The 21,598-nt window shown below is 41.8% G+C and carries 23 protein-coding genes; 22 read left to right on the plus strand and 1 reads right to left on the minus strand.

Annotated elements, in window-relative coordinates:
• The 10 genes from FTT98_RS01575 (at nucleotide 1) to FTT98_RS01620 (ending at nucleotide 8,560) form a co-directional block, all read left to right on the plus strand.
• A complete protein-coding gene (locus FTT98_RS01575; RefSeq protein ID WP_180176891.1) occupies nucleotides 1-909 on the plus strand; it encodes a DUF1376 domain-containing protein in 909 nt (302 codons plus the stop codon).
• Nucleotides 906-1,649 carry an ATP-binding protein gene (locus FTT98_RS01580; protein WP_180176892.1) on the plus strand — a complete coding sequence of 248 codons (744 nt, stop codon included), beginning with the start codon at nucleotides 906-908 and terminating at the stop codon, nucleotides 1,647-1,649. The genes FTT98_RS01575 and FTT98_RS01580 overlap by 4 nt, the downstream gene beginning before the upstream one ends.
• A gap of 8 nt (nucleotides 1,650-1,657) precedes the next feature.
• A complete protein-coding gene (locus FTT98_RS01585; protein ID WP_180176893.1) occupies nucleotides 1,658-1,831 on the plus strand; it encodes a hypothetical protein in 174 nt (57 codons plus the stop codon).
• Complete coding sequence (locus FTT98_RS01590) at nucleotides 1,828-2,223, plus strand: DUF1064 domain-containing protein (RefSeq protein ID WP_180176894.1); 396 nt, start codon at nucleotides 1,828-1,830, stop codon at nucleotides 2,221-2,223. Before FTT98_RS01585 ends, FTT98_RS01590 begins: the two co-directional genes overlap by 4 nt.
• Before the next feature lie 23 nt (nucleotides 2,224-2,246).
• Nucleotides 2,247-2,708 carry a hypothetical protein gene (locus FTT98_RS01595; protein WP_180176895.1) on the plus strand — a complete coding sequence of 154 codons (462 nt, stop codon included), beginning with the start codon at nucleotides 2,247-2,249 and terminating at the stop codon, nucleotides 2,706-2,708.
• A complete protein-coding gene (locus FTT98_RS01600; RefSeq protein ID WP_180176896.1) occupies nucleotides 2,701-2,886 on the plus strand; it encodes a hypothetical protein in 186 nt (61 codons plus the stop codon). The genes FTT98_RS01595 and FTT98_RS01600 overlap by 8 nt, the downstream gene beginning before the upstream one ends.
• Before the next feature lie 84 nt (nucleotides 2,887-2,970).
• Entirely contained in the window at nucleotides 2,971-3,624 is a 654-nt protein-coding gene (locus tag FTT98_RS01605) for a hypothetical protein (RefSeq protein WP_180176897.1), read from the plus strand.
• A gap of 101 nt (nucleotides 3,625-3,725) precedes the next feature.
• A complete protein-coding gene (locus FTT98_RS01610) occupies nucleotides 3,726-5,393 on the plus strand; it encodes a terminase (protein WP_180176898.1) in 1,668 nt (555 codons plus the stop codon).
• A gap of 11 nt (nucleotides 5,394-5,404) precedes the next feature.
• Complete coding sequence (locus FTT98_RS01615; RefSeq protein ID WP_180176899.1) at nucleotides 5,405-7,708, plus strand: hypothetical protein; 2,304 nt, start codon at nucleotides 5,405-5,407, stop codon at nucleotides 7,706-7,708.
• A gap of 60 nt (nucleotides 7,709-7,768) precedes the next feature.
• Nucleotides 7,769-8,560 (plus strand): Gp49 family protein, encoded by a 792-nt coding sequence (locus FTT98_RS01620; protein ID WP_257230171.1) that lies wholly within the window; start codon nucleotides 7,769-7,771, stop codon nucleotides 8,558-8,560.
• 47 nt (nucleotides 8,561-8,607) lie between these two features.
• On the opposite strand, the gene FTT98_RS01625 is transcribed toward FTT98_RS01620, so the two are convergent.
• Nucleotides 8,608-8,835 (minus strand): hypothetical protein, encoded by a 228-nt coding sequence (locus FTT98_RS01625; RefSeq protein ID WP_227515190.1) that lies wholly within the window; start codon nucleotides 8,833-8,835, stop codon nucleotides 8,608-8,610.
• A gap of 105 nt (nucleotides 8,836-8,940) precedes the next feature.
• Between FTT98_RS01625 and FTT98_RS01630 the strand changes: the two genes are divergently transcribed.
• The 12 genes from FTT98_RS01630 to FTT98_RS01685 all read left to right on the plus strand — a co-directional run bounded on the left by FTT98_RS01630 (nucleotide 8,941) and on the right by FTT98_RS01685 (nucleotide 21,594).
• Complete coding sequence (locus FTT98_RS01630) at nucleotides 8,941-10,002, plus strand: hypothetical protein (RefSeq protein WP_042890536.1); 1,062 nt, start codon at nucleotides 8,941-8,943, stop codon at nucleotides 10,000-10,002.
• A gap of 26 nt (nucleotides 10,003-10,028) precedes the next feature.
• Entirely contained in the window at nucleotides 10,029-11,318 is a 1,290-nt protein-coding gene (locus FTT98_RS01635; protein ID WP_180176900.1) for a DUF4043 family protein, read from the plus strand.
• Nucleotides 11,319-11,382: 64 nt separating this feature from the next.
• Nucleotides 11,383-11,856, plus strand: coding sequence for a hypothetical protein (locus FTT98_RS01640; protein ID WP_180176901.1), 474 nt, complete (start codon nucleotides 11,383-11,385; stop codon nucleotides 11,854-11,856).
• 71 nt (nucleotides 11,857-11,927) lie between these two features.
• Entirely contained in the window at nucleotides 11,928-12,821 is an 894-nt protein-coding gene (locus FTT98_RS01645) for a RyR domain-containing protein (RefSeq protein ID WP_180176902.1), read from the plus strand.
• Nucleotides 12,822-13,496: a DUF6682 family protein gene (locus FTT98_RS01650; RefSeq protein ID WP_180176903.1), complete on the plus strand. Its 675-nt coding sequence runs from the start codon at nucleotides 12,822-12,824 to the stop codon at nucleotides 13,494-13,496. It begins immediately after the preceding gene.
• Between the two features lie 93 nt (nucleotides 13,497-13,589).
• On the plus strand, nucleotides 13,590-13,787 hold the full coding sequence (locus FTT98_RS01655; protein WP_180176904.1) for a hypothetical protein: 198 nt from the start codon (nucleotides 13,590-13,592) through the stop codon (nucleotides 13,785-13,787).
• Nucleotides 13,768-14,175, plus strand: coding sequence for a hypothetical protein (locus tag FTT98_RS01660; RefSeq protein WP_180176905.1), 408 nt, complete (start codon nucleotides 13,768-13,770; stop codon nucleotides 14,173-14,175). The genes FTT98_RS01655 and FTT98_RS01660 overlap by 20 nt, the downstream gene beginning before the upstream one ends.
• Before the next feature lie 62 nt (nucleotides 14,176-14,237).
• Nucleotides 14,238-14,603, plus strand: a complete 366-nt coding sequence (locus FTT98_RS01665; protein WP_218954586.1) for a hypothetical protein — start codon at nucleotides 14,238-14,240, stop codon at nucleotides 14,601-14,603.
• On the plus strand, nucleotides 14,584-15,843 hold the full coding sequence (locus FTT98_RS01670; RefSeq protein WP_218954587.1) for a hypothetical protein: 1,260 nt from the start codon (nucleotides 14,584-14,586) through the stop codon (nucleotides 15,841-15,843). The genes FTT98_RS01665 and FTT98_RS01670 overlap by 20 nt, the downstream gene beginning before the upstream one ends.
• Nucleotides 15,830-16,189 carry a carboxypeptidase regulatory-like domain-containing protein gene (locus tag FTT98_RS01675; RefSeq protein WP_180176907.1) on the plus strand — a complete coding sequence of 120 codons (360 nt, stop codon included), beginning with the start codon at nucleotides 15,830-15,832 and terminating at the stop codon, nucleotides 16,187-16,189. Before FTT98_RS01670 ends, FTT98_RS01675 begins: the two co-directional genes overlap by 14 nt.
• A 1-nt stretch (nucleotide 16,190) precedes the next feature.
• On the plus strand, nucleotides 16,191-19,010 hold the full coding sequence (locus tag FTT98_RS01680; RefSeq protein ID WP_180176908.1) for a hypothetical protein: 2,820 nt from the start codon (nucleotides 16,191-16,193) through the stop codon (nucleotides 19,008-19,010).
• On the plus strand, nucleotides 19,003-21,594 hold the full coding sequence (locus FTT98_RS01685) for a hypothetical protein (RefSeq protein WP_180176909.1): 2,592 nt from the start codon (nucleotides 19,003-19,005) through the stop codon (nucleotides 21,592-21,594). Before FTT98_RS01680 ends, FTT98_RS01685 begins: the two co-directional genes overlap by 8 nt.
• Nucleotides 21,595-21,598: the final 4 nt, after the last annotated feature.

Raw genomic sequence — 21,598 nt, forward strand, 5'->3', positions numbered from 1 at the left:
ATGAGTAATCAAGAAGTTGATATTTGGATGCCTGTCTATATTGGCGACATGCTGGCTAAAACTACACGAATGACCACCGAGCAAATCGGTGCGTCATTTTTGGTGTTAATGGATTACTGGCGTAATGGAGCCATTCCAAATGATAACAATATTATTGCAAGCATTACTCGTCTTTCTTTATCAAAAGCAAAAGCATTAAAAGATGTACTTATTCGTGCAAATTTATTGAATGTTTATGATGAAGAAATTCGTTCTGAATATTTAGATAATTTGAAAACCCAAGCTGAAAGCAATAAGACCGCAAAAGCTGAACGTGCAAAGAAAGCAGCCGAAGCACGTTGGAATAAATCTCAAGACAATGTAAATACAGAGCACAACTCTAGCAATACTAATGCATCTAACAAGCATGACCTTAGCAATGCTAATGCATATCCTCAAGCAATGCATAAGCAATGCTTAGATGATGCTAAAAGTATGCTTGAGGAATGCCCGTCATCGTCACCTTCATCTATTAATAATATCTCTATAACGCACGAGCAAAATTTGCACGATGAAAATTCGAAAGGCGATGATCGTTTTTTATTTGATTTAGACACTGTGAATACACGAATCAAGCTCCGTGGACTCAAAGAAATTACGCAAGAGGATTTGAGTAGGCTTCAGCAAGATCTACAGGATGAGTATGGCCATAGAAACCAGATGGTTAAAAACCAAGTTCTTGGAAAACTTGTTCAATGGGTTGAACGACGACAGCAAACACCATTGACACCACCTGAAAAACCCAACGTTAAAACAAAACAGAGCACTACTCGATCAACAGGGTTGAACGTCAATGATGCCTGGAAAGATCAACCCATGAACGACCAGCCATTTTACGGCACAGTCGAATTACCTGAGGGCATGGAATGAACGCACATTTTCAACTGAATGGTTTTGTTAAATCGAATGAAGTTTGTAGCTTGCACAAAACTCAAAAAATCTTAGCTGGTGGTAACCTGATTTGTCCTATGTGTGCAAATGAATTTCTAGCAGCTGAAAAATCAAAACAACAGGCTGAGACAAATAAAGCGGTTTTTGAAAAGCATATTGCAGGTGCAATGCTTCCAGATCGTCATGCATATTCAGCATTTTCAAATTATCAAACTCATACACAGGGTCAAGCCAATGCATTGAATCAATGTGCGAACTACGCACAACGTATTTCTGAAAAACAATGTTCTAACTTCATCATGGTTGGCTCTACAGGGACAGGTAAGACACATCTTGCATGTGCAACTGCAAAAAATCTTTTGAAAAAAGGGCTTAAAGCTCGTTACATCACAAGCGAAGAAATTGCACAACGAATTATGAATGCTTGGGATAGAGATTCAAAAGATCAATCCGAAGAAGCCGTAATTTATGAATTTGCTCAATATGATTTATTGATTATTGACGAATATGGATTACATGATCGTGAAAAACGTACAGAGCTTGTGCATAAGGTTTTAACCAAGCGATACGACAGTAAAAAACCAACCATGTTGATTTCAAATTTCACATTAAAAAAATTAAAAGACGATTTAGGGGATCGGTTGTGGTCACGTTTCCAGCACGATGGTTTAACCGTAGTGGAGTGCAATTGGAATGATGCTAGGGTGATCAACCAATGAAGCGGAAAATGAAGCAGAGAGCCATACAACAACACAGACAGCAGCGAAACATTCAAGCGATGCTCAATAAGAAACATTGTCCACATGGATTTGACATTGCATGTTTAATTTGTGGTTTTGGCGAACAGAATAACAAACGTGTTTATCACAGTTGGAGTAAGAAAACAGGGGAACTTGCATGACAAATTGTCTATCACAATCTCAAATTAAAAGACTGGTCCATCAACGTGACAACAAGCCTAAACAATCAAAGTATGGCAATCATAAAGTTGTCGTTGATGGTGAAAAAGTTGCTGATTCACAGCATGAATATCGTCGTTTAAATGATTTAAAGGTCTTGCAGCGTGCAGGTGAGATCAAGGATTTACAGACCCAGGTTCGATACAACCTGATACCGGCACAGAAAATTTGTGGTGAGAAAGTACGTGGCACAGATTACATAGCAGACTTTGTTTATTGGACCAAAGATGATCAGTTCATCTGTGAAGATGCAAAAGGTCATAAAACTGCGGATTACATCATCAAACGTAAATTGATGAAATTAATTCACAATATTGACGTAGTTGAAGTTTAAGAACGATTTAGGGGAGTGTGACAATGAAGTCTAACGCTGAAACAATCCTTGAAGCCGTTGAGGATTTACATAATCAAGAGCAGATCGTTACTAGAGAAACTTTGTCACAATTGACAGGCTTCAAATTATCTATCGTTGATGATCGTTTAAGCTATCTTGTCGATAGTGGCCAGATTATCCGTGTACAGCGTGGTGTATTCATTCCAGCCCCTAAACATCGTCCATCTCGTATTATGTCCAAGATGGTTTTACCTGATGGTACCGTTAAAATTGAAATTGGTGATGACCAGATTTTGACATTAACACCACGTGAAGCACGTAACCTTGGAAATCTCATGGTTGCTGAAGCAATGCAATATGCAAATATTGAAATGGGTCATCATATGGCAATACTTCAGAGTGAAGTTTCAGGTCAAGTCCGTAAGTTATCGAAGCAAGTAGGGGATTTATTGGATATAGGTAAGCAGGGTGAATTAAATGTTTGATGATATACAAGATGCTTATGATGCCTTTGAAAGTTTTATGTTGAAACGCTTTAATCGAAAAATAGATGAATTTGACATATATAAAAGAAAAAAATTAGGGCGTTATTTTTCAGAGCTAGACACTTGGTTTGCAATTTGGCATGAAGCACAAAAAGAAAATCAATTACCCAAATTATAATTCCCCCCTCTAAGGTTAGACCTCCCCCACATATATACATGATCATTCAGCCATTAGAGGTTTCTTGCGGAATATATTCCTCACATGGCTGAAAAAAAAGTAATTGATTGGGAAAAGATCGAACTCGATTATCGAGCAGGTATTAAGTCTCTACGTCAAATTGCAGGTGAGCATGATATTGCAGAATCAGGCATTAGACGTAGAGCAAAGCAATACGAATGGGTTCGTGATCTATCTGAAAAAATTAAAGCTAAAGCAGATGACATTGTGCGCAAGGAGAGTGTGCGCAACAGTGTGCGCACGAAAACGACCATTTCAGAAAAAGACAAAATTGATGCAAGTGCCAATGAAGTAGCATCGGTACGTTTAGCCCATCGCAAGGATATTCAACGCTCCCGATCTATTGCTATGAGTCTTTTTGATGAGCTCGAAATGATGGTCGGTCAAGAGAATGTCAAATTGCTAGAAATGCTGGGTGAGCTTATGTGGTCACCTGATGATAAAGGCAATGACAAAGTAAATGACCTTTACATGAAGATTATCTCAATGCCTGGTCGTGTGAAGTCTATGAAAGATTTAAGCGACACACTCAAAACATTGATTGCTTTAGAACGTCAAGCGTTTGGACTTGATGATGAGAACAATAAACCTGTCGATGCACTGACTGCATTACTTGAACGAGTAAGCACTGGAAATAGTTCTGCATTTAAACCAATTGCCGATGATCCTGAATATTAGTGCATGTACGTGAATGGAACGACTAATCACCCACACCAAAACAATTTCATTCACGTACACGCTTCAAAAATGCACCAATATTGTGCAAAATGGAGTAAAAATTGATTTATAACACTAACTTACAGCCACTACCGACAAATGCCGAGGAGCTTGAACGCTGCTTGGCAGACCCTGTTTGGCGTATTTTTAGTGGCTGTTTATATAAGATCAAAATTAAAGGTGATGACTTTGTAAATGAGTTAGGGCAAGTAGAAGAAGCTCCAACATTTGAATTACCGTTCCAGCCTAATGATGCACAGAAGAAATTCTTAAATCGGTTGTGGTACCGCAATATTATTTTAAAAGCACGTCAGTTAGGTTTCACCACATTGATTTGTATTTTGTGGCTTGATCACGCTTTATTTAATGCCAATCAACATTGTGGTGTTATCGCACAGAACCTTGAAACTGTTGGTGATATTTTTAGCGATAAGATTAAATTTGCGTACGATAACTTACCGCCTGAAATTTTAGAGCGCTTTCCGTTAAAAACTAACAACGGAACCGAGATGGAGTTCGCGCACAACGGCTCTAAAATCTCTGTGGCCACATCATTCCGTGGTGGCACCATGCACCGTTTACTTATTTCTGAATACGGTAAAATTTGCGCTCAATCGCCTGGTAAAGCGAAAGAGGTTCGTACAGGTTCATTACCAGCAGTTCCAACAACAGGTATATGTGTCATTGAATCTACTGCTGAAGGTCGTGGTGGTGACTTCTTTGATAAGGTTCAGATCGCACAGAAGAACTTTGCTTCACGCAAAAAACTTACGCCAAAAGATTTCAGACTACATTTTTATGGTTGGTGGGAAGAACCTAAGTACCGTATTGATTCATCAGAAGTCATTATTACTAAGAAAGACCACAATATTTTTGATCACATTGAAATTGTTGTATCCAGAAACTTAGGTAAGAAAATCAAAATTGATCCTGATCAACGTGCTTGGTATGTATCGACACGTGATAATGATCTATCTGGTGATCAAGCTTTAATGTGGCAAGAGTATCCTTCTTTCCCTGATGAAGCATTTCAGGTCAGTACAGAAGGGAACTACTACGCAAAAGATATGCTTGAGTTGCGTAAACGTAGTGGTATTGCTCAAATTGAAGTTTTAGATGTACCGACGTGTACGTTTTGGGATATTGGCAACCATGATGGTTGTGCAATTTGGTTCCATCAAATGATGAATCAGCAAGATCGCTTTATTGATTATGAAGAAGATCATTTTCAAGATTTACGTCATTACGTGAAACTGATTAAAGATAAACCTTATATCTATCATACTCATTATTTACCGCACGATGCAGCACATCAACGGCTTGGCGATTACAACAAGTCAGTATTAGAAATGCTTGAGGAATTATTACCTGGTCATAATTTTGTGGTCATTCCACGTATTACGTTGCTCACAACAGGTATTCAACAGACTCGTAGGCATTTAAAGAATGCTTGGTTCGATGAGGAACGCTGTAAATTGGGTATTGAGCGTATTGAGGGTTATAAGAAAAAGTTTAATCAGCAAGCGAATATGTTTATTGATCAGCCCGACAAGTCTAACGGCTGTTCAGAAGGTGCAGATGCGCTTAGACAATGGGCGCAAGCTAAAGATGCTGGCCTGCTTGGTGATTACGTCTATACGTCTAGCAGAACAAGCGATAATTCAAGTACAAATACACATGAACAGCAATCTAGTTATAGAGAAGCACCACCAACAGATTGGCGAATGTAAGGATTTTAAATATGTTTGATCATGAAACAGCAGAGATTGAGCAAGCTAATCTTGAAGATAATGCTTTGACACTCGACGAACTGACCGAAATTATGCACGAAATCGAGGAGCAACCGCATTGGCGACATATTGCTGACAAAGAAATGGACTATGCAGACGGTAATCAGCTTGAATCAGAGCTATTGAATCGCATGAAAGCTATCGGCATACCGCCTGCGGTCGAAGACATGATTGGTCCTGCACTGCAATCGGTTGAGGGTTTCGAGTTACAGACACGTACAGATTGGCGTGTTAAAGCAAATGGTGACACTGGTAGTGATGATGTAGCTGATGCTTTGAACTTTAAATTAAATCAAGCTGAGCGTTTATCTAAAGCCGACAAAGCATGTAGTGATGCGTTTAGGCCGCAAATCGGTTGTGGTATCGGTTGGGTTGAAGTTAAACGTGAGCAAGACCCTTTTAAATATCCGTATCGTTGCGTGAAAGTGCATCGAAACGAAATCCATTGGGATTTTAAAGCCACTGAAAATGATTTGAGCGATGCACGTTGGTTGCGGCGTACACGTTGGGTTCATCCAAAGCGATTGGTTCAGGCATTCCCACAACACAGAGAATTGATAGAAACCGTTGGGCGATATGGCGGTTCGTGGTGGCAAGAAGCTGGCGTGTTGGATGGTGGCTCAAATACTGGACTGCAAAATGCATGGCTTGATGCACGCTCATACACTGTAAGCGAACAGTATTGGTATAACCCAACATCAAAAGAAATCAATATCGCAGAGCTTTGGTACCGTCGCTGGGTACGTGTACCGGTACTTAAGTTTGGTGATGGTCGTGTCGTTGAATATGATTCATCAAATATGCATCATGATTTGGCAATTTATCAAGGTCTTGCGCGTGTAGAGCAGGCGAACATATCTAAAGTACGACGTTCTTACTGGCTTGGTCCACATTGTTTATTTGATGGTCCTTCACCTTATTCGCATCATTATTTCCCTTATGTTCCATTTTGGGGTGCACGTGAGGATAATACTAATATCCCGTATGGCTTTGTACGTCGGATGAAGTTTAGCCAAGACAGCATTAATAGCGGTATTTCTAAATTGCGTTGGGGCATGAGCGTTACACGTGTTGAGCGTACCAAAGGTGCAGTAGATATGACAGACGAGCAGTTGCGTCGTCAGATTGCACGTCCTGATGCTGACATTGTGTTGAACGCCAATCACATGGCTAAACCTGGTGCACGATTTGAAGTGAAACGTGACTTTGAGTTATCACAACAACATTTTCAATTAATAAATGATAACCGTGCGGCGATTGAGCGTGTAAGTAATATCACATCTGGCTTTCAAGGTAAGAAAGGTAATGCCACTTCCGGAAAACAAGAGCAGCTGCAGATTGAGCAAAGCAACCAAACGCTAATGAAAATTATGGATAATTTTAGAGAAGCACGGACTTTAATTGGTGAAATGCTTTTATCTATGATTGTTGAAGACTTGGGTGAGGAAGAACACGTGGTAGTGATTGAAGGTGATGCGGTACGTGAAGACCGTACTGTAGTCATTAACAAGCCTGAAGTTGATGAGCATGGATATCCGTATGTGTCGAATGATGTACAGCGTATTCGCTTGAAAGTGGTACTTGATGATGTGCCAAGTTCTACAACATTCCGTGAGCAGCAACTTAATGCACTGTCTGAGATTACCAAGTCTTTATCCGCGGAGATTCAAACAGCAGTCTTGCCGTATGTCATGGCATTGACTGACATTCCGTTCAAGAAAGATATTATTGAATCTATTCGTGAAGCGACTCAAGCGCAAACACCTGAGCAAATCGAACAGCAGATTCAAGAAGCGGTTAAGCAAGCACTGGCTGAATCTGGTAATGAGATTAAATTGCGTGAGCTGGAGCTTAAAGAGCGTAAGGCAGATAGTGAAATTAAAGAGATTGATGCACGCTCTGTACAGATTGGTGTACAAGCAGCTTATTCTGCTATGCAAGCTGGAGCACAGGTTGCACAAATGCCAATGATTGCACCAATTGCGGATGAGGTGATGAAAGGTGCAGGTTATCAACGTCCTAATCCAATGGGCGATGACCCTAATTTCCCAACAGCAGAGCAGACCGCAGCACGCAATATTCGTAGTCCGTATATAGAGGGTGATGGTGCACAGGCGGGGAGTGAGCAATTGCCAATGGTTCAACAGAATACCAGCCCGATGAACCCACCAGTACCACAGCAAGGTTCAACAGGAATGCAGGGGATTGAGACTCCACGAACCAATGACAACATGCCCCCTGTAAGGCAAGAGTAATTTTTATTGTTCACAGATACTAAGACAGTCAAATCGACTGTCTTTAATTTGGTATCCAAAATGAATAAAAGAGTTGTTTGTAAAGAAAATGGTCTTCAGGCTCTAGCTCAACCAATGAGTTACGAAAACTTTGCCTTTCATGAAGGTTTTAAATGTCCACCTGGTCATGAGACAAATAAAGGTTATCTTGTTAAGTATGAAGAAGATGAATTATTGACACATAAAAAATGGTTTAGTGAAAGTGAATTTAATCAGCTATTTACCTTGGAGGTGGAAAACACTGAACAGCAAATTGAGCAAGAAATTCAATCTAAAAACTTAAATGCGCCACGTTTAACGTCAGATCATATTGATTCTAAAATTAAAGGCATTTATTACTCGAATCCGTTACAAGGTGTTAGTCCAGAAACAGCTATGGATGAAGGTACATACCAAAATTTACGATGCCTTACTTTCTGTACTATTGTTCTTGAAAATGGATTTACTGTTACTGGTGAATCGGCATGTGTAAGTCCTGAAAATTTCGATGCTGAAATTGGTCGAAAGATTGCTTATGAAAATGCCCGTAATAAAATCTGGATGCTTGAGGGCTATTTACTGAAAGAAAAACTATACCAACAACCAGTTCATGAGGTATTAAAAGGCGATGCTAGTAATGTGAAGTCATTCGAGCCTGAATACGATAATCAAGTGCATAGTGTGGGTGGTGATTGCATCCACCGTTCTAAATTATTAAATAACCGTGAAAATGCATATTTGCTTACTCAATTACTAACCACGACAAATATCAGTAATGATCTTCGTGAAAAAGCTGAAACCAAAATGACTGCATTATTAGATGAATTGATTTAAACCTATCGAATTCGAGACCTTTAAACCAGCATCAATATGCTGGTTTTTTATTTCTTGATTTTCCATTCAACGGCATGATTTCCATTGTCGCAATCATGGCTCACACATTCACCTTTGTGATTCACCTGAATTACACCACAACCTTCACAAATAACATTTGCTAGATAGTTTGGCTTACATTCATTGATAAACCCATTACTCATTCCATATTGCTTGGCGCATTGAGCACAATATTCTGCCATTAATCCTACCCCCTGTAAGGCTAACGACATCATATATAAATCCTAGACACTTGTCTCATGTTGAGCAATCAACAGCTAAACGCTAGATAACTCTAGCCATTCGCCTTTGCGGTCACAGCGATAAGTGATAGGACAGACATGGATATTACAGAGCAACAAAATGAGTTGATTGAAGCTAACGGTGGTAAAGCATCACCTGAACTTGCAGCGCAGCTTTTAGAGCAAGCGTTAAATGGCGATACCGCAAATGCGGAAAATGGTAGTCAGCCAGCAACTACCCAAGTTACAGAAGAAAATACCCCAAAAGTTGAAGGTCAAGACGGTACGCATGAGGAGCATAGCTCCGCAAGAGCTGATACACAACAAGCACAACAGCAACAACAGGTCGATGAAAGCCAGTTAAATGCTGAAAATGCTGTGATCTTAGCTAAAGACGGAAAACACACCATTCCCTATGACAAGTTAGTGGAAGCACGTAACGGTGAAAAGGAATGGAAGCAAAAGTTTGATGAAGCTCAACAACAGTTGGCACAACTTCAAGCTGATGCACAGGAACGTAAAGATAACGGACAGGCTCCAACTACACAGGACAACCAAGCAAATATCGCACAACAAGCGATTGATCAGGGTGTAGACCCTGCAATCTTTGGGGATTTTAGCGAGAAAGACTTGGCTGCTGGTATTCAGAAACTTGTTAATTCACAGGTTTCAACTTTGGTGCAACAGCAATTACAAACTGCTTTAGCTCCAATTCAGCAACAACAGCAGGTCAGTGTAGAGCAAGCCCATTTTAACGAAATCTTTACAGCACACCCAGATGCAGAATCTATTGTTGAATCGAAAGAATTTAATGATTGGAAGAATGCACAACCAAGTTTTCTGAAAGATGCGTATGAAACAGTTTTGGATAAAGGTTCAGCTGCTCAGGTGGTAGAACTTCTAGGATTGTATAAGTCGAATACCCAATCAGGTCAACAAGCTGCTCAACCTGCCAATGATGCAGTAAAGGCAGTAGCGCAAAAAGCTGTGAGTCAGGCTCAAACACCACCACCGAACAGTCTGAGTGATTTGCCTGCTGGTAGTCCTGCTGGTGTTTCTCGTGATGAGCGTTTGGCAGCAATGTCGCCAGCGCAACTTGCAGAGGAAATGCAAGGATGGACACCCGACCAAGTGGAGCAATTTCTCAATAGACGTGTTTAAACATACGTGATGAGAGTATTTGAAACATGACTACTAAAACTAACGCAAGTTATGGCGATAAGACCAATTTAGTTACCCAAGCGGTAGGTCTGTTCGCTACACACATGAATCGTAACAGCACCTTAAACCTATTGGCTGGGAAAATGCCTAAGGGCGAAGCAGGTGCGGAAGCGACTCTCCGTAAACAAACCACATCCCATATGCCTATTGTTCGTGTTCAGGACTTAGGAAAAGGGCGTGGTGATGAAGTGACATTCCACTTACTAAATCCAGTCGGTGCATATCCAATTATGGGTAGTGCGTATGCTGAAGGTCGTGGTGTGGGGATGTCTTTGAATGAAGATCGCCTACGTGTAAACCAAGCTCGTTTCCCTGTTGATTTGGGTAACGTGATGTCACAGATTCGTAGCCCAGCTGATTTACGCAAACTTGGTCGTCCAGTCGCTCAGAACTTGATGGATCGCTATTGTGATCAGTCATTACTGGTGCATATGGCTGGTGCACGTGGTTCTCATAACAACATTGAATGGGTTATTCCTAAAGATAATCATAAAAACTTCAATGAAATCATGGTAAACCGTGTTAAAGCACCAACTAAAAACCGTCACTATGTTGTTGATGGTTCTGGTGTGCAGAGCGTTAAAAGCAATGCAGGTGATTTTAATATTGCAACAACTGATCTATTTACTATGGATACAGTTGATTCAATGAAAACTGTTCTGGATCAAATTGCTTTACCACCACCTATTTGTAAGTTTGAAGGTGATGTTGCTGCGGAAGATTCACCATTACGTGTATGGCTTGTATCGCCAGCACAGTACAACAAATTTGCTGCCCAACCAGGTTTCCGTTCTTTCCAATCATCTGCATTTGCACGAGCAAGTCAGGCAAAACAACATCCGCTTTTCTTAGGTGATGTAGGTTTATGGAACGGATTTATTATCCGAAAAATGCCACGTCCGATTCGTTTCTATGCAGGTGACACAATTAAATATTGTGCTTCGCATGACAGTGAAACTGAATCAGATTTAATCGTGCCATCAAGCTTTGGTAGCACATTCGCTGTTGACCGTTCAATTATTTTGGGTGGACAAGCAATTGCGGAAGCAATGGCTGCAAGTGATAAGTCTGGCGTACCTTTTTTCTGGTCTGAAAAAGACCTTGATCATGGCGATAAATGGGAATTATTGATCGGTGCCATTCGTGGTACATCAAAAATCCGTTTCGCTGTTGATACTGGTGAGCGTACAGAATTTACCGACTATGGTGTAACTGTTGTCGATACCGCTGTGCCAATCATTGGTGCTAATCAGTAATTGTTTTGGGTATGTCCAGTTATGGGCATACCTCATCTTATTCTAATCCTTGGAGATTTTTAAAATGGCGACAATTAAGAAGAAGCCTAGTGGTTATGGTCAGTTTGGTGGATTCTCACCATATGGCAATGTTACAGCGTTAGCATTTTTTCTTGCCACGAATGCTTCAGGTGCCGTAATTGATTCAGACACAACTGCTGCAGTAGCAAGTGCTGATGTTATTGATTTAGGTGAACTACCAGAAGGTATGCGCCTTGATGATGCTCAAATCCTGATTAAAACAGGTATGACAGCCACCGTTACAGGTTCACTTGGCTTTAAGTATGTTGATGGTGATAGTACAGAAGTACCACAAGATGCAGCTTACTTCATGAGCAATGGCGACCTTGCAACAGCAGGTCGATTACGTGCTAATACAGGTAAATTGGTAACCTTGCCTAAGGCTGCACGATTGATTTTAACCACTGGTGGTGCAGCGAATGCCAAGGCAAGCGACATCAAGGTTATTGTCAGTGGTGAATTGACAGGTCCTCGTTAATGTTTTGATGGTGTAGGTTTTAGACAGACCTACACCATTCTTTTTATTTTTTAACTTATTACGGTGATAAGATGAAAACGATTGCAATAGCGATGATGTGTCATGCAATGAATGCTGCATATTGCCAATCAATGGGTGATGATAGTCAACCTACTTGGGATGACACACCAGAATCACATAAACAAAGTTTGATTGCTGGCGTTGAAATGCATTTGGCAAATCCTGATGCCACACCTGAACAGTCTCATGAGTCTTGGTATAAGGTCAAAGAAGCTGAGGGCTGGAAGTATGGTGAAGTAAAAGATATGGAGAAAAAAGAACATCCATGTTTTTTACCTTATGAAGAATTACCAGATGAACAAAAGGCAAAGGATTATTTATTCCGTACAACGGTGCATTTGGTTAAGGACTTGCCTGATCCTGAAGATTACTTGGCATTGAGTGCGGAAGTTGTGAATCTACGCCAAAAGGTTGAGCATCAAAAGAATGTTGCAATTAATACAGCGACAATCACCCCAACCAATGTTGTTCAAAAATCTGCTGGTGTATCAATTCAGTATATTGGAAATAAATCTCTATATACCGACCACTTATACGAATCAGCTTTAACCTTTGAACAAGGTCAAGTGCGATCAATTCCAAGTGATTTGGCAACCAAGTTTTTAAAACATCCTGAGTTTACTCGTTATGAGGGTGAGCCTGAATCTATTTCGGGTGAATCTACCGAGCAAGGCTTAGATGATGATACGTCAAGTATTCTCAATCGCTCTAAAGAAAAACAGCAAGAAGAAATTGATAAAGAAAATAAAGTTCTTGATGAAATTGAAACGATTGGAAAAATGACAAAGGCTGGTTTGGTTCAATATGCTTTAGAAAAGTATGAGCAGAAACTTAGCCCACAAAAAAATCTTGATGAGCTGAAAGAATCAGTTACTCAAATGATTCATCAATACGGGATAGTTTAGATGCAATTACTTGACCTGATCAGCCGTTTTCGCACACTGGCCAACGATAAAGTAGAACCATATTTTATTGATGATGCCAGTGTCATTGATTGGCTCAATGATGCCGTAAGTGAAGCGTGTATCCGTGGTCGTTTATTGCATGAATCCCAAAACAATGATGTTTGTAAGATTAATGTATTAATTGGTTCGTCTCATTATCAGTTACATGAATCGTTATACGAATTGACTCGTGTGTGGTTCCAGCCAAGCGATGGAACAAAAGGGCAATACTTGACTTTAATGTCAGCTGAATTACTCGATCATTACTATGATGGTGAGAATTGGCGAGTGAAACAGGGTAAACCTGAACACATTATTCAGGATGACACAGGTATTCGTCTTGTTCCAATTCCTGATGTAGGCGGTGAATTACAATTGGAAGGCTATCGTGTGCCATTGTCACCAATGGAAAGTGATACTGATATTCCAGAAATTAACCAAATTCACCATGTTCAATTGATTCAGTGGGTTCTACACCAAGCGTTTAAGGTACCAGATGCAGAATTCTTTGATCCAAATCGGTCAGCATTAGCAGAGCAGGAATTTACAGACTATTTCGGTATTCGTCCTGATAGTGATTTGCGACGCATTACTCGTGAGGATATACCGCATAACGTTATTCCATTCATGCCATGACTTGCTTGTGACATAAGCACCCCTGTAAGGCTAAAGCTTTTCAGGGGTTTTTTACATAATGATCTTACTTATTTTATTTAATCATGCACAAAGATGGGCAAACGTACAATTGATTTAAAGACCGAAGATACGCTTTACATTGGCGGTGCCAAAGTTCAATTGATCAAAAAATCAGGACAATTGGCTCGAATTTGTGTTGAAGCAGATAATCACATTGAAATTAAACATGAGCGCATGAGTGCTTTCGATTCAGTTACGGAGACTCAAGCACATGGCAAACACACTCTATAACGAAGCACGAAAAGGCTATCTGGAAGGCGAATTTAACTGGTTGAATGATACAGTTAAAGTGATCCTGGTCAGCACCCAGGCGTATACCGTCAACACCACGACGCATAAATTCCTTGCTGATATTTCCAGTTCTGCAATCATTGCAGGTCCTCAGACGCTCTCGGGTAAATCTACGCTAGGCGGTGCAGCCGATGCCAATGATGTGACATTCCCTGCTGTTTCAGGCGGTGCGATTGGCGCCATCATCATCTACGTGGATTCTGGTCAGTCTGCAACAAGTAAGCTACTTGCATATCTTGATACTGCGACAGGTTTGCCGATCACACCAAACGGCGGCGATATTATTATCACTTGGGACAATGGTACAAATAAAATTTATAAAGTTTAATAGCTTATATTAATTTTGTACCGTTTATTTTTTTGAAAGACGGTACAAAAAAGGAATACTTTATGACAGAAAACGCACCTGAGCCCATCAATATTGAGCCTGAAATCTTTGGTGATAAGCCATCTCCGATCATCGTACAGATGGAGTCTATTGCGCCGGTGCTGATCACTATGGGTGGTGGTATCGAACTCAAGCATGACTGGTTCCGCTTGCTGAATGGTGCGCCTTTCCAGATGTTTGCCTGTGAAATCTCAGGCCAAAGCTATTCTAATGTGGATGAATGGCTAGTGCCTTTGGTTGAGGATAAGATCATGAATGAAGGTGAGGATAAGTTCTTTAATAAGTACTGCACCTGGCATGAAGCGAAAGGCTGCTGGAAAAATGAAACGGTTTACGGGGATTTGATTGATGAAGCAAACACAAACTAAATATTTTGATTGCTCAGATGTTGGTCTTGAAATGTGTTTTGGAGCAGTCAATAAAAACCCTGGAAGCTTTAAGAAAATTTTATGCACGGGTTACAACCCTCTTACAGCGTCATCTTTTTCCATCGCAGGAGGTAAAGTTACGCTGAATTATGCATCTAGTCACGGTTATGTTGCTTCACGTGTTCTGCATGTGGAAGCATCTGGTGGATATTCAAAAGAAGTGGTGATTGATAGTGTAACTGCAACATCAGTCACATTTACCGATGCGGATACTGCAGACTTAACTGGAACGATTAACACCAAGATAGCGCCGCTCGGTTGGGACCTAGTATATGAAGTTGGCAACATACACATCTATAAAATGCTGCATCTTGATGATACAGATCGTTATGTGCGCATGTGTTTTGAGACAAATACAGAACATCGCGCCGCCATTGCAGTATGTATCGGGAAAAGCTACGACCCTGTAACTGGCTTTATTAATGATCCGAATGCACTACAAAGCACAAAAGATGTTGTTAGTCCATCGGCAGCGAATTTACCGAAATGGGATGCATATTTTCTAGGCTCGACTTATGCTAACTATAACTATACACAAGGTCTTGGGCGGTTTGGTCATGGCGCGTTTGTGGGTAGTAAGTACCACATAGGTTTCCAAGTTGCAGATGGTTATATGGGTGGCGGTGGAGCAAATGTCGCGCATCATATATTTGGAATTTTCCCGACGCATTGCCTCGATTACGAGGTGCTTGATTATCCACTTTTAGTTGCGATGAATTACAATTCTGCTGGATGGAATACTGGCAATGTTTACGGTAATTTCTCAAGAACTTCAAATTCAAGAGGTCATGGCAGCATTGGAAATATTCGAGTACGTCTCGACTTTAATTCGGCAACAGAAGAATCGATTTTGCATAACAATGCCAGCTATCCATTTTCACCATTATCCTCTTATGTGAGCACAGTGGTGGATACATTTAACACCACAACACTACAACCCTTCGATATTTACGAACACACCACATCACAATTTTTGGGAAGCGTGTATGGCATTTATCGAGTGCTGTGTAATGCGACCCAATTGCCACCAATTACTGCGCTCACATCCCCATCTATTAACTACTCTGTTGATTTTAATACGCCCATTTTATTGTGTGCATCATGTCAAAATAATGCAAATACAACTGCGGTACGTATTATCGCGTTACCTGTGGAGCCAATTAAATATGTATCAGATTAACCGTCGTTTTGTCGGTGGCTACACACCTGATCCTGAGGTGTTGCAGGCATGGAATGTGCAGCACAAAGGTGTGAGATTCAGCAAACCTATGTCGTTGCAGACTGAAGTAGTGCATGGGATTGGACGAATTGAAGGTATGGTTCGCTCGGGTGGCTTACCTTGTGGCAATATGTCTGTACAGGTGTTTAAGCGAGATAACAAGACATTGCTATGGGAGACTAAAACCACAACAGACGGCGTGTTTAAGTTTAGGAATATTGCGGTTGGACTGGAATGCTATGTGATGGTGTTTGATCCTAACCGTGAAAAAAATGCCAAAGTCAAAGACTTGATTGTAGCGAGATAAGATGAGCTATGAACCAGATCATCACCTGAATGTCATCTTTGATTTTGATGGTGAGTACAGTCTGCCCGATGCCTGGAACGTCATTATTGATTTTGATGACGATGAAGGTGGCCAGACATTACCGCAATACCTAAACCCATTGTCATTGGATGCGCTATCGATTGGTCAGTCCAGTGTTAAAACTGCTGCATGGACTATTAGCATACCAGGATTTAATAACTTACAAATTTCTCAACCAACGATAGATTTTCTTGTAAGAAGTATTAAAAATTCAGGTAGCGACTTTCAGTTATTTGGTCAATCTTCAATCCGCAACACTGCTCAAGCTATAAAGGTTGGTGGATATTCAGCAGGATTATTTGGTAAGCCTGAATTAAAGATTACGCGTGTTTTTCTAAATATACCTGGCATAAACTCGTTACTGAGTGGTCAGGCTCGGATTAGTTACAAATTACAGTCTGCACAGACAATACAGATCCGTCCATTTTCTGAATATGGCAATCCAACTGTTTCACATGGGGTGCGCTATCTTGAGCAGACCAATGCACCGCTATTCACTCAATATGGTGCCGCTTGGGCTTCGCATTCACCGCGCTATATTGAACCACGTGGCGTCTTTGAGTTATTCCCTTCACGTCATACCATTGGTACATCAAGATCAATTCAAATGTTTGGCTTTGATGCTTTACGCTTTGGTGCGCGAATTATCCCTGAAAATCAGACTGTATATCCTCAAGGGTTTAGTAACACCTTTGGTCAGGCTGAAATCTATAACCATGTTCAACATATCCGACCACGTGGTTTTTTAACCTACGGCACAGAATCAGGGCATCGTTTTGGTTATGGTGAAGTCTGGAACTCTACACAGATCATTCATCCAAACAATGTGGAACATGGTTTTGGACCATTCTTTGCAGATGCAGGTCAGTGGCAAATTTTTAACCGTAACCGCTATGTGCAGACACATGGGCAGCAGCAGACCAGGTTCGGTTATCAGGAGCTCAACAATACTGCACGTGTTATTGCGCCGCAGGGTATTAATTCTCCTGTTGAAGTGGAGGCCACACGAACGATGGTGGCAGATGGTATCCGCCACTTTAGCATCCCGTCTATCGAAGCGCCGTATATCAGCACACGCCATGTCGTACATTTAGGTGCTAGGGCGGTTGCAGGTCTGGGGCGGCTGTTTTCCGAATATGGTCAGCCGAATTTAAAAAATACCAGGCGTTACTTTAATTATATTGGGCTGGGTGAGCAGTCGCTCTTTGGTAAGCCTATGATCAGTGATGCAGTACGGCATATCCGTCTGCAATCGGACTACAGTATTCATCCGCCTGTCATTCCTATGCCAAGCTTGATTCATGGTCAGCGTGAATTTGAGATGCGTGGCATTGATAGTGTTCGATATGGTACTCCATATATTGTTTCAAAATGGAATACGGCCATGCCACGCTGGACACATATAGATCGTGTCGGTGAGCCAGTCATCAAGAATGTCACACCTGAAATCAGAATTTGGGGCTTATTAGATGATGATTATGGTCGTCCATATATCGGGCATTACACTCGAACTGTGAATGCGCAGGGTTTAAACAGCCAGATTTTTGGTCGTCTTAAAATTGCAGACCGTAAGCAGGTGGTTAATCTTTCAGGATTTGGATTAAAGTCAGAGCAGATTAACCGTCTGCATAAAATAGAAAAGTTCCAGACTGAAACCTATTCTGACCGATATATTTACCCATCAGGGATAGCAACACCCAATTTTGCGATAGGTGCGGTACATCAGATCCACCACAACAGCATTCGTCCTGATTCTGAAAAGCCGATGACTTTGTTTGGGAACGCACGCATTACAGCGAATACCATTCGGGTTGAACCGGGTTATTGGGAAATACTCATGGGTAAGCCATTGGTAGAGTATGCCAATCGAACCGTTTCCCCTAAAAGCATTGGGGATATGATGGAATTTGGCAAGCCACGTCTATCGCCGCATACCATTTACGCTGTAGTTGAAGCACCGCAACAAGCCATTGATAACCATGAAAGATCTATGACCAGACTGCACTATGTTGATGGGCTTGAAGGGGATCGGATCAAAGAGCCGGGTGTGGAGTTTGGTCGTCCATCCGTGACTCACAAACAACGCTTTATTCAGGTACAAGGCGAGGTGATATCACAATTCGGTATAAGCAATATCCTGAATGCACAGTTTTTTATTCAGCCGCGTGGCTTAAACAGTCTACAGATCGGTGTGCTTGGGCCAATTGGTGATCAGGAAATCCGCTTTAGGTTGCAGAATGTGCACAGCCAATATGGTAATGCACTGGTGCAACATTATTTTGAAAAGAACAATCAGATTCTGGTAGCCGGGCAGAACTTTTTAAAGTTCGGGCAGACAGAGATACAGCATTTTCACCGCAGTATCTATCCGCAAGGTGTTTTTTCTCAGGCCATGGGTACACGTAAAACTGGTGATCAGCCTTATATGTGGCAAGGTTTTCGTGTGGGTGAACACGTACCGACCCGTTTTGGTGGGGAGGAGCATAGTATTTTTGGAACAACATGGATCAGTCATCGGGTGCGTGAGTTGATTGTAGGGGGTGAGGATTTTCAGCTGGTCGGAGAATATGATCCCGCAAATTTCAAGCAACGTCTGTATGTGTGGAACCGTAATCAGCCTGAGCTTCCTGCACCACGACTGATTCAGCCACATGGACTCTTTTCGCAGATGGCAGGTGTACCTAACATTAAGCCTGCCGCACATTACATCCGACCGGATGGGAATACAGATAATTACCGCAAAGGAGCACCTGATGCATAAACCACGTCCCTATGGTCTGGCTACATATGGTGGTGATCTGACAGAAAAAGACAAGGTATTTATTGACCATTGCTGCCAGACTGTGACCAATTACAAGGAAGTGACGCAGTTAAATGCACTGAAATATACTCGGGAATTACCTGACGGTGGTGTGGTGATTGTGCAAGATGCTGGTGGGGTATTTCGCGCTATTGCATACAAACCTGTGCAGCAACAAAGCCCTCATTTAACTGATCATCTGGCACCACTAGATATCCCCATGTTGTTTAGCGGCTGTATAGATGACGGCTGGGATCGAACCAATAGTGGTATTGAGCTCAAGATGACTGATATGTGTCAGTTGCGCCTAGGCAAGTATCGCACCAGAATTGGTGGAGCAGTAAAACTTAAACGCTTTCGCTGTCCTTATACAGAAGTGATGAAAGTGTTTTTTGTGCCAGAAGGATTGCGAGGCATTTCTGAAGAAAACCTTTTGATCAGCCAGTATGACAAGCTCAAAGCCTCATGGTTTTCAGGTGCAATGGCAGAGGCGGTTCAGGTCATCAGTGGTTATGGTCGTCAGGACATGGATCAGTTGCCACAAGACCCGATTGAGCAGGCACATTTTGAACTGCCTGCAAACATCAGGGAGCGGATCCAACAGGAGTTACACCAAGTACGTCTACCGGCCTGTAGTGGCAAGGTGGATACAGAAGGTCGAATCCTGTATCAGTTTATGTTCTTCAATACGCACCTGGTCAGCTTTGACGTGAAGCGTAAACCATGGCTGGTGCAAATTAGTTCAAATGGTGTCTGGGTAATGCCGTTGCCGATGATTCCTGCGACGTGCACAACAGCATTTCATGACTATATCAGTGAGGTAGGCGACCAAGAAATTGGAAAAATACTAGATCGTTTTGGTGGGATGCCGAGTGGTGAAGGCTTTCCTCAAGGGCAAGAGTTTGACCGGTGGGTGCGTGCTGGCGCGATTATCAAGGTTTGTGATACTGCAGACTTTTACCAGCATTCAGCCTATAGCTCTGTTACAGGATGGAGTTGTGACCAGGATGGTTGCAACCTGATCAATACATGTTATGACTACAAGAACGGGTTCTGTTATGGGTATACCTACCAGATCAGCTTAAATCTCGCTGCTGCACAAGATCATGGATGGAGTCATGAAAGAACATTGGCGGATTTAACCGCAGAGCAAAGCAGAATGATCTCGGCATATATGAGCAATCTGTATGATTTATTGAGTCGTGCTGAGTATTATCAGACTGCGGCAAGTATTAAATATAAACTGCGCAGGGTGGAGGTTGATGTCATCTTGTCACGTGCAAGTAATGCTTTTAATGAATCAGAGGTGACTTTTTGGGACAGCTATGTTTGCCCACCTATCGCCATTCATCAAGGCCATATTGCACTAACTAATCAAGGTTACCTGTTCAGTGGTGGAACTTTGAAAATTCCTGAACCATTGCTTGATGGGGTTATCTCCATGTATTTTGCGCCGCGAATTGACATGAACTCAAGCATACGTGTGCCAAAGGTGGACACTATTGTTTATGCCTACTATGTTGGCAATAGTTTAAAAGTGATCAAAAACTTTCATGATGATCGCAAGGTGGTCAAGGAAGTGGAAGGTACTTTTCAGGATGAGATGATTGTCGGGAGTTGGGAGCAGACCAAATATATTGGCCTGACCGGTCTTGAGGGGGAATTTTACTCCACCGATTTTGATCATCGGCAGGAAATTGCGCCAATGGAAATTCATAGCAGTATTGTGGGTCGTGATCTAGGTTATGGCACACCGTATGCCAATTATGGGGCGGTTTTTTCAGCGACAGGTCAGTTGTCACGGTCACGCTATTACAGTCATAAGCGTATCACTACACAGAAACTCGCCAAGCAGATTAATCAATGCTTTATTGTTCCGATGTGTCAGCGCAACAGTATACTGGCTGGCTACCGTGAACAGTTCGATAAGGTAATTGTCACTGAGGCGGTGAATCGAAATGCAGCATTAGATCCAAACTGGTATGACATCTGGACATATAACGCTGCAACCAACTATATCAATTCTGCACGTGATGCAGGTCCATTCCCAAAAAAAGGAATGCCTTATCCAGTGGACAATGTGCCGGTATGGGCAGAGGTTCACCACTTTGATCATGATGGCAGTGAGGCGCAGGATTTTGCCAATTCAGGGGATTGGATTGGAGGTATGCCGGCTGACGTGACCAATTATGTCAATCCACCTGGTGGTGCCACCACACTCAACTATGGTGGTGTGCCACCTAATCTACTGACTTACCAAGAGGTCACGGAAACACCATACAAGAAATACGATGAACTGCATCTTGCAATGTATGAGCCTCCAAGGCTCATGCACAACAAGCCGCAAAACAATGCCTACTATGAAATGTCACCCAACTCATTCGGAGACATCTTGTATATGGATGCGTCTAGGGTTATGTTTGGAGAGGTTGAGTATGGCAACATCTCTGAAAATACCGAGCGTGGTGTCCGTTTCTTTGTGGGTTATAGCAAGCTGTGCACTCATAAAGTAGCCCATACCTTTATCGGAGTAATTAACGAATAAGGTG

Origin of the sequence: Acinetobacter sp. YH12039, assembly GCF_013420015.1 — a bacterium.
GTDB lineage: Bacteria > Pseudomonadota > Gammaproteobacteria > Pseudomonadales > Moraxellaceae > Acinetobacter > Acinetobacter amyesii.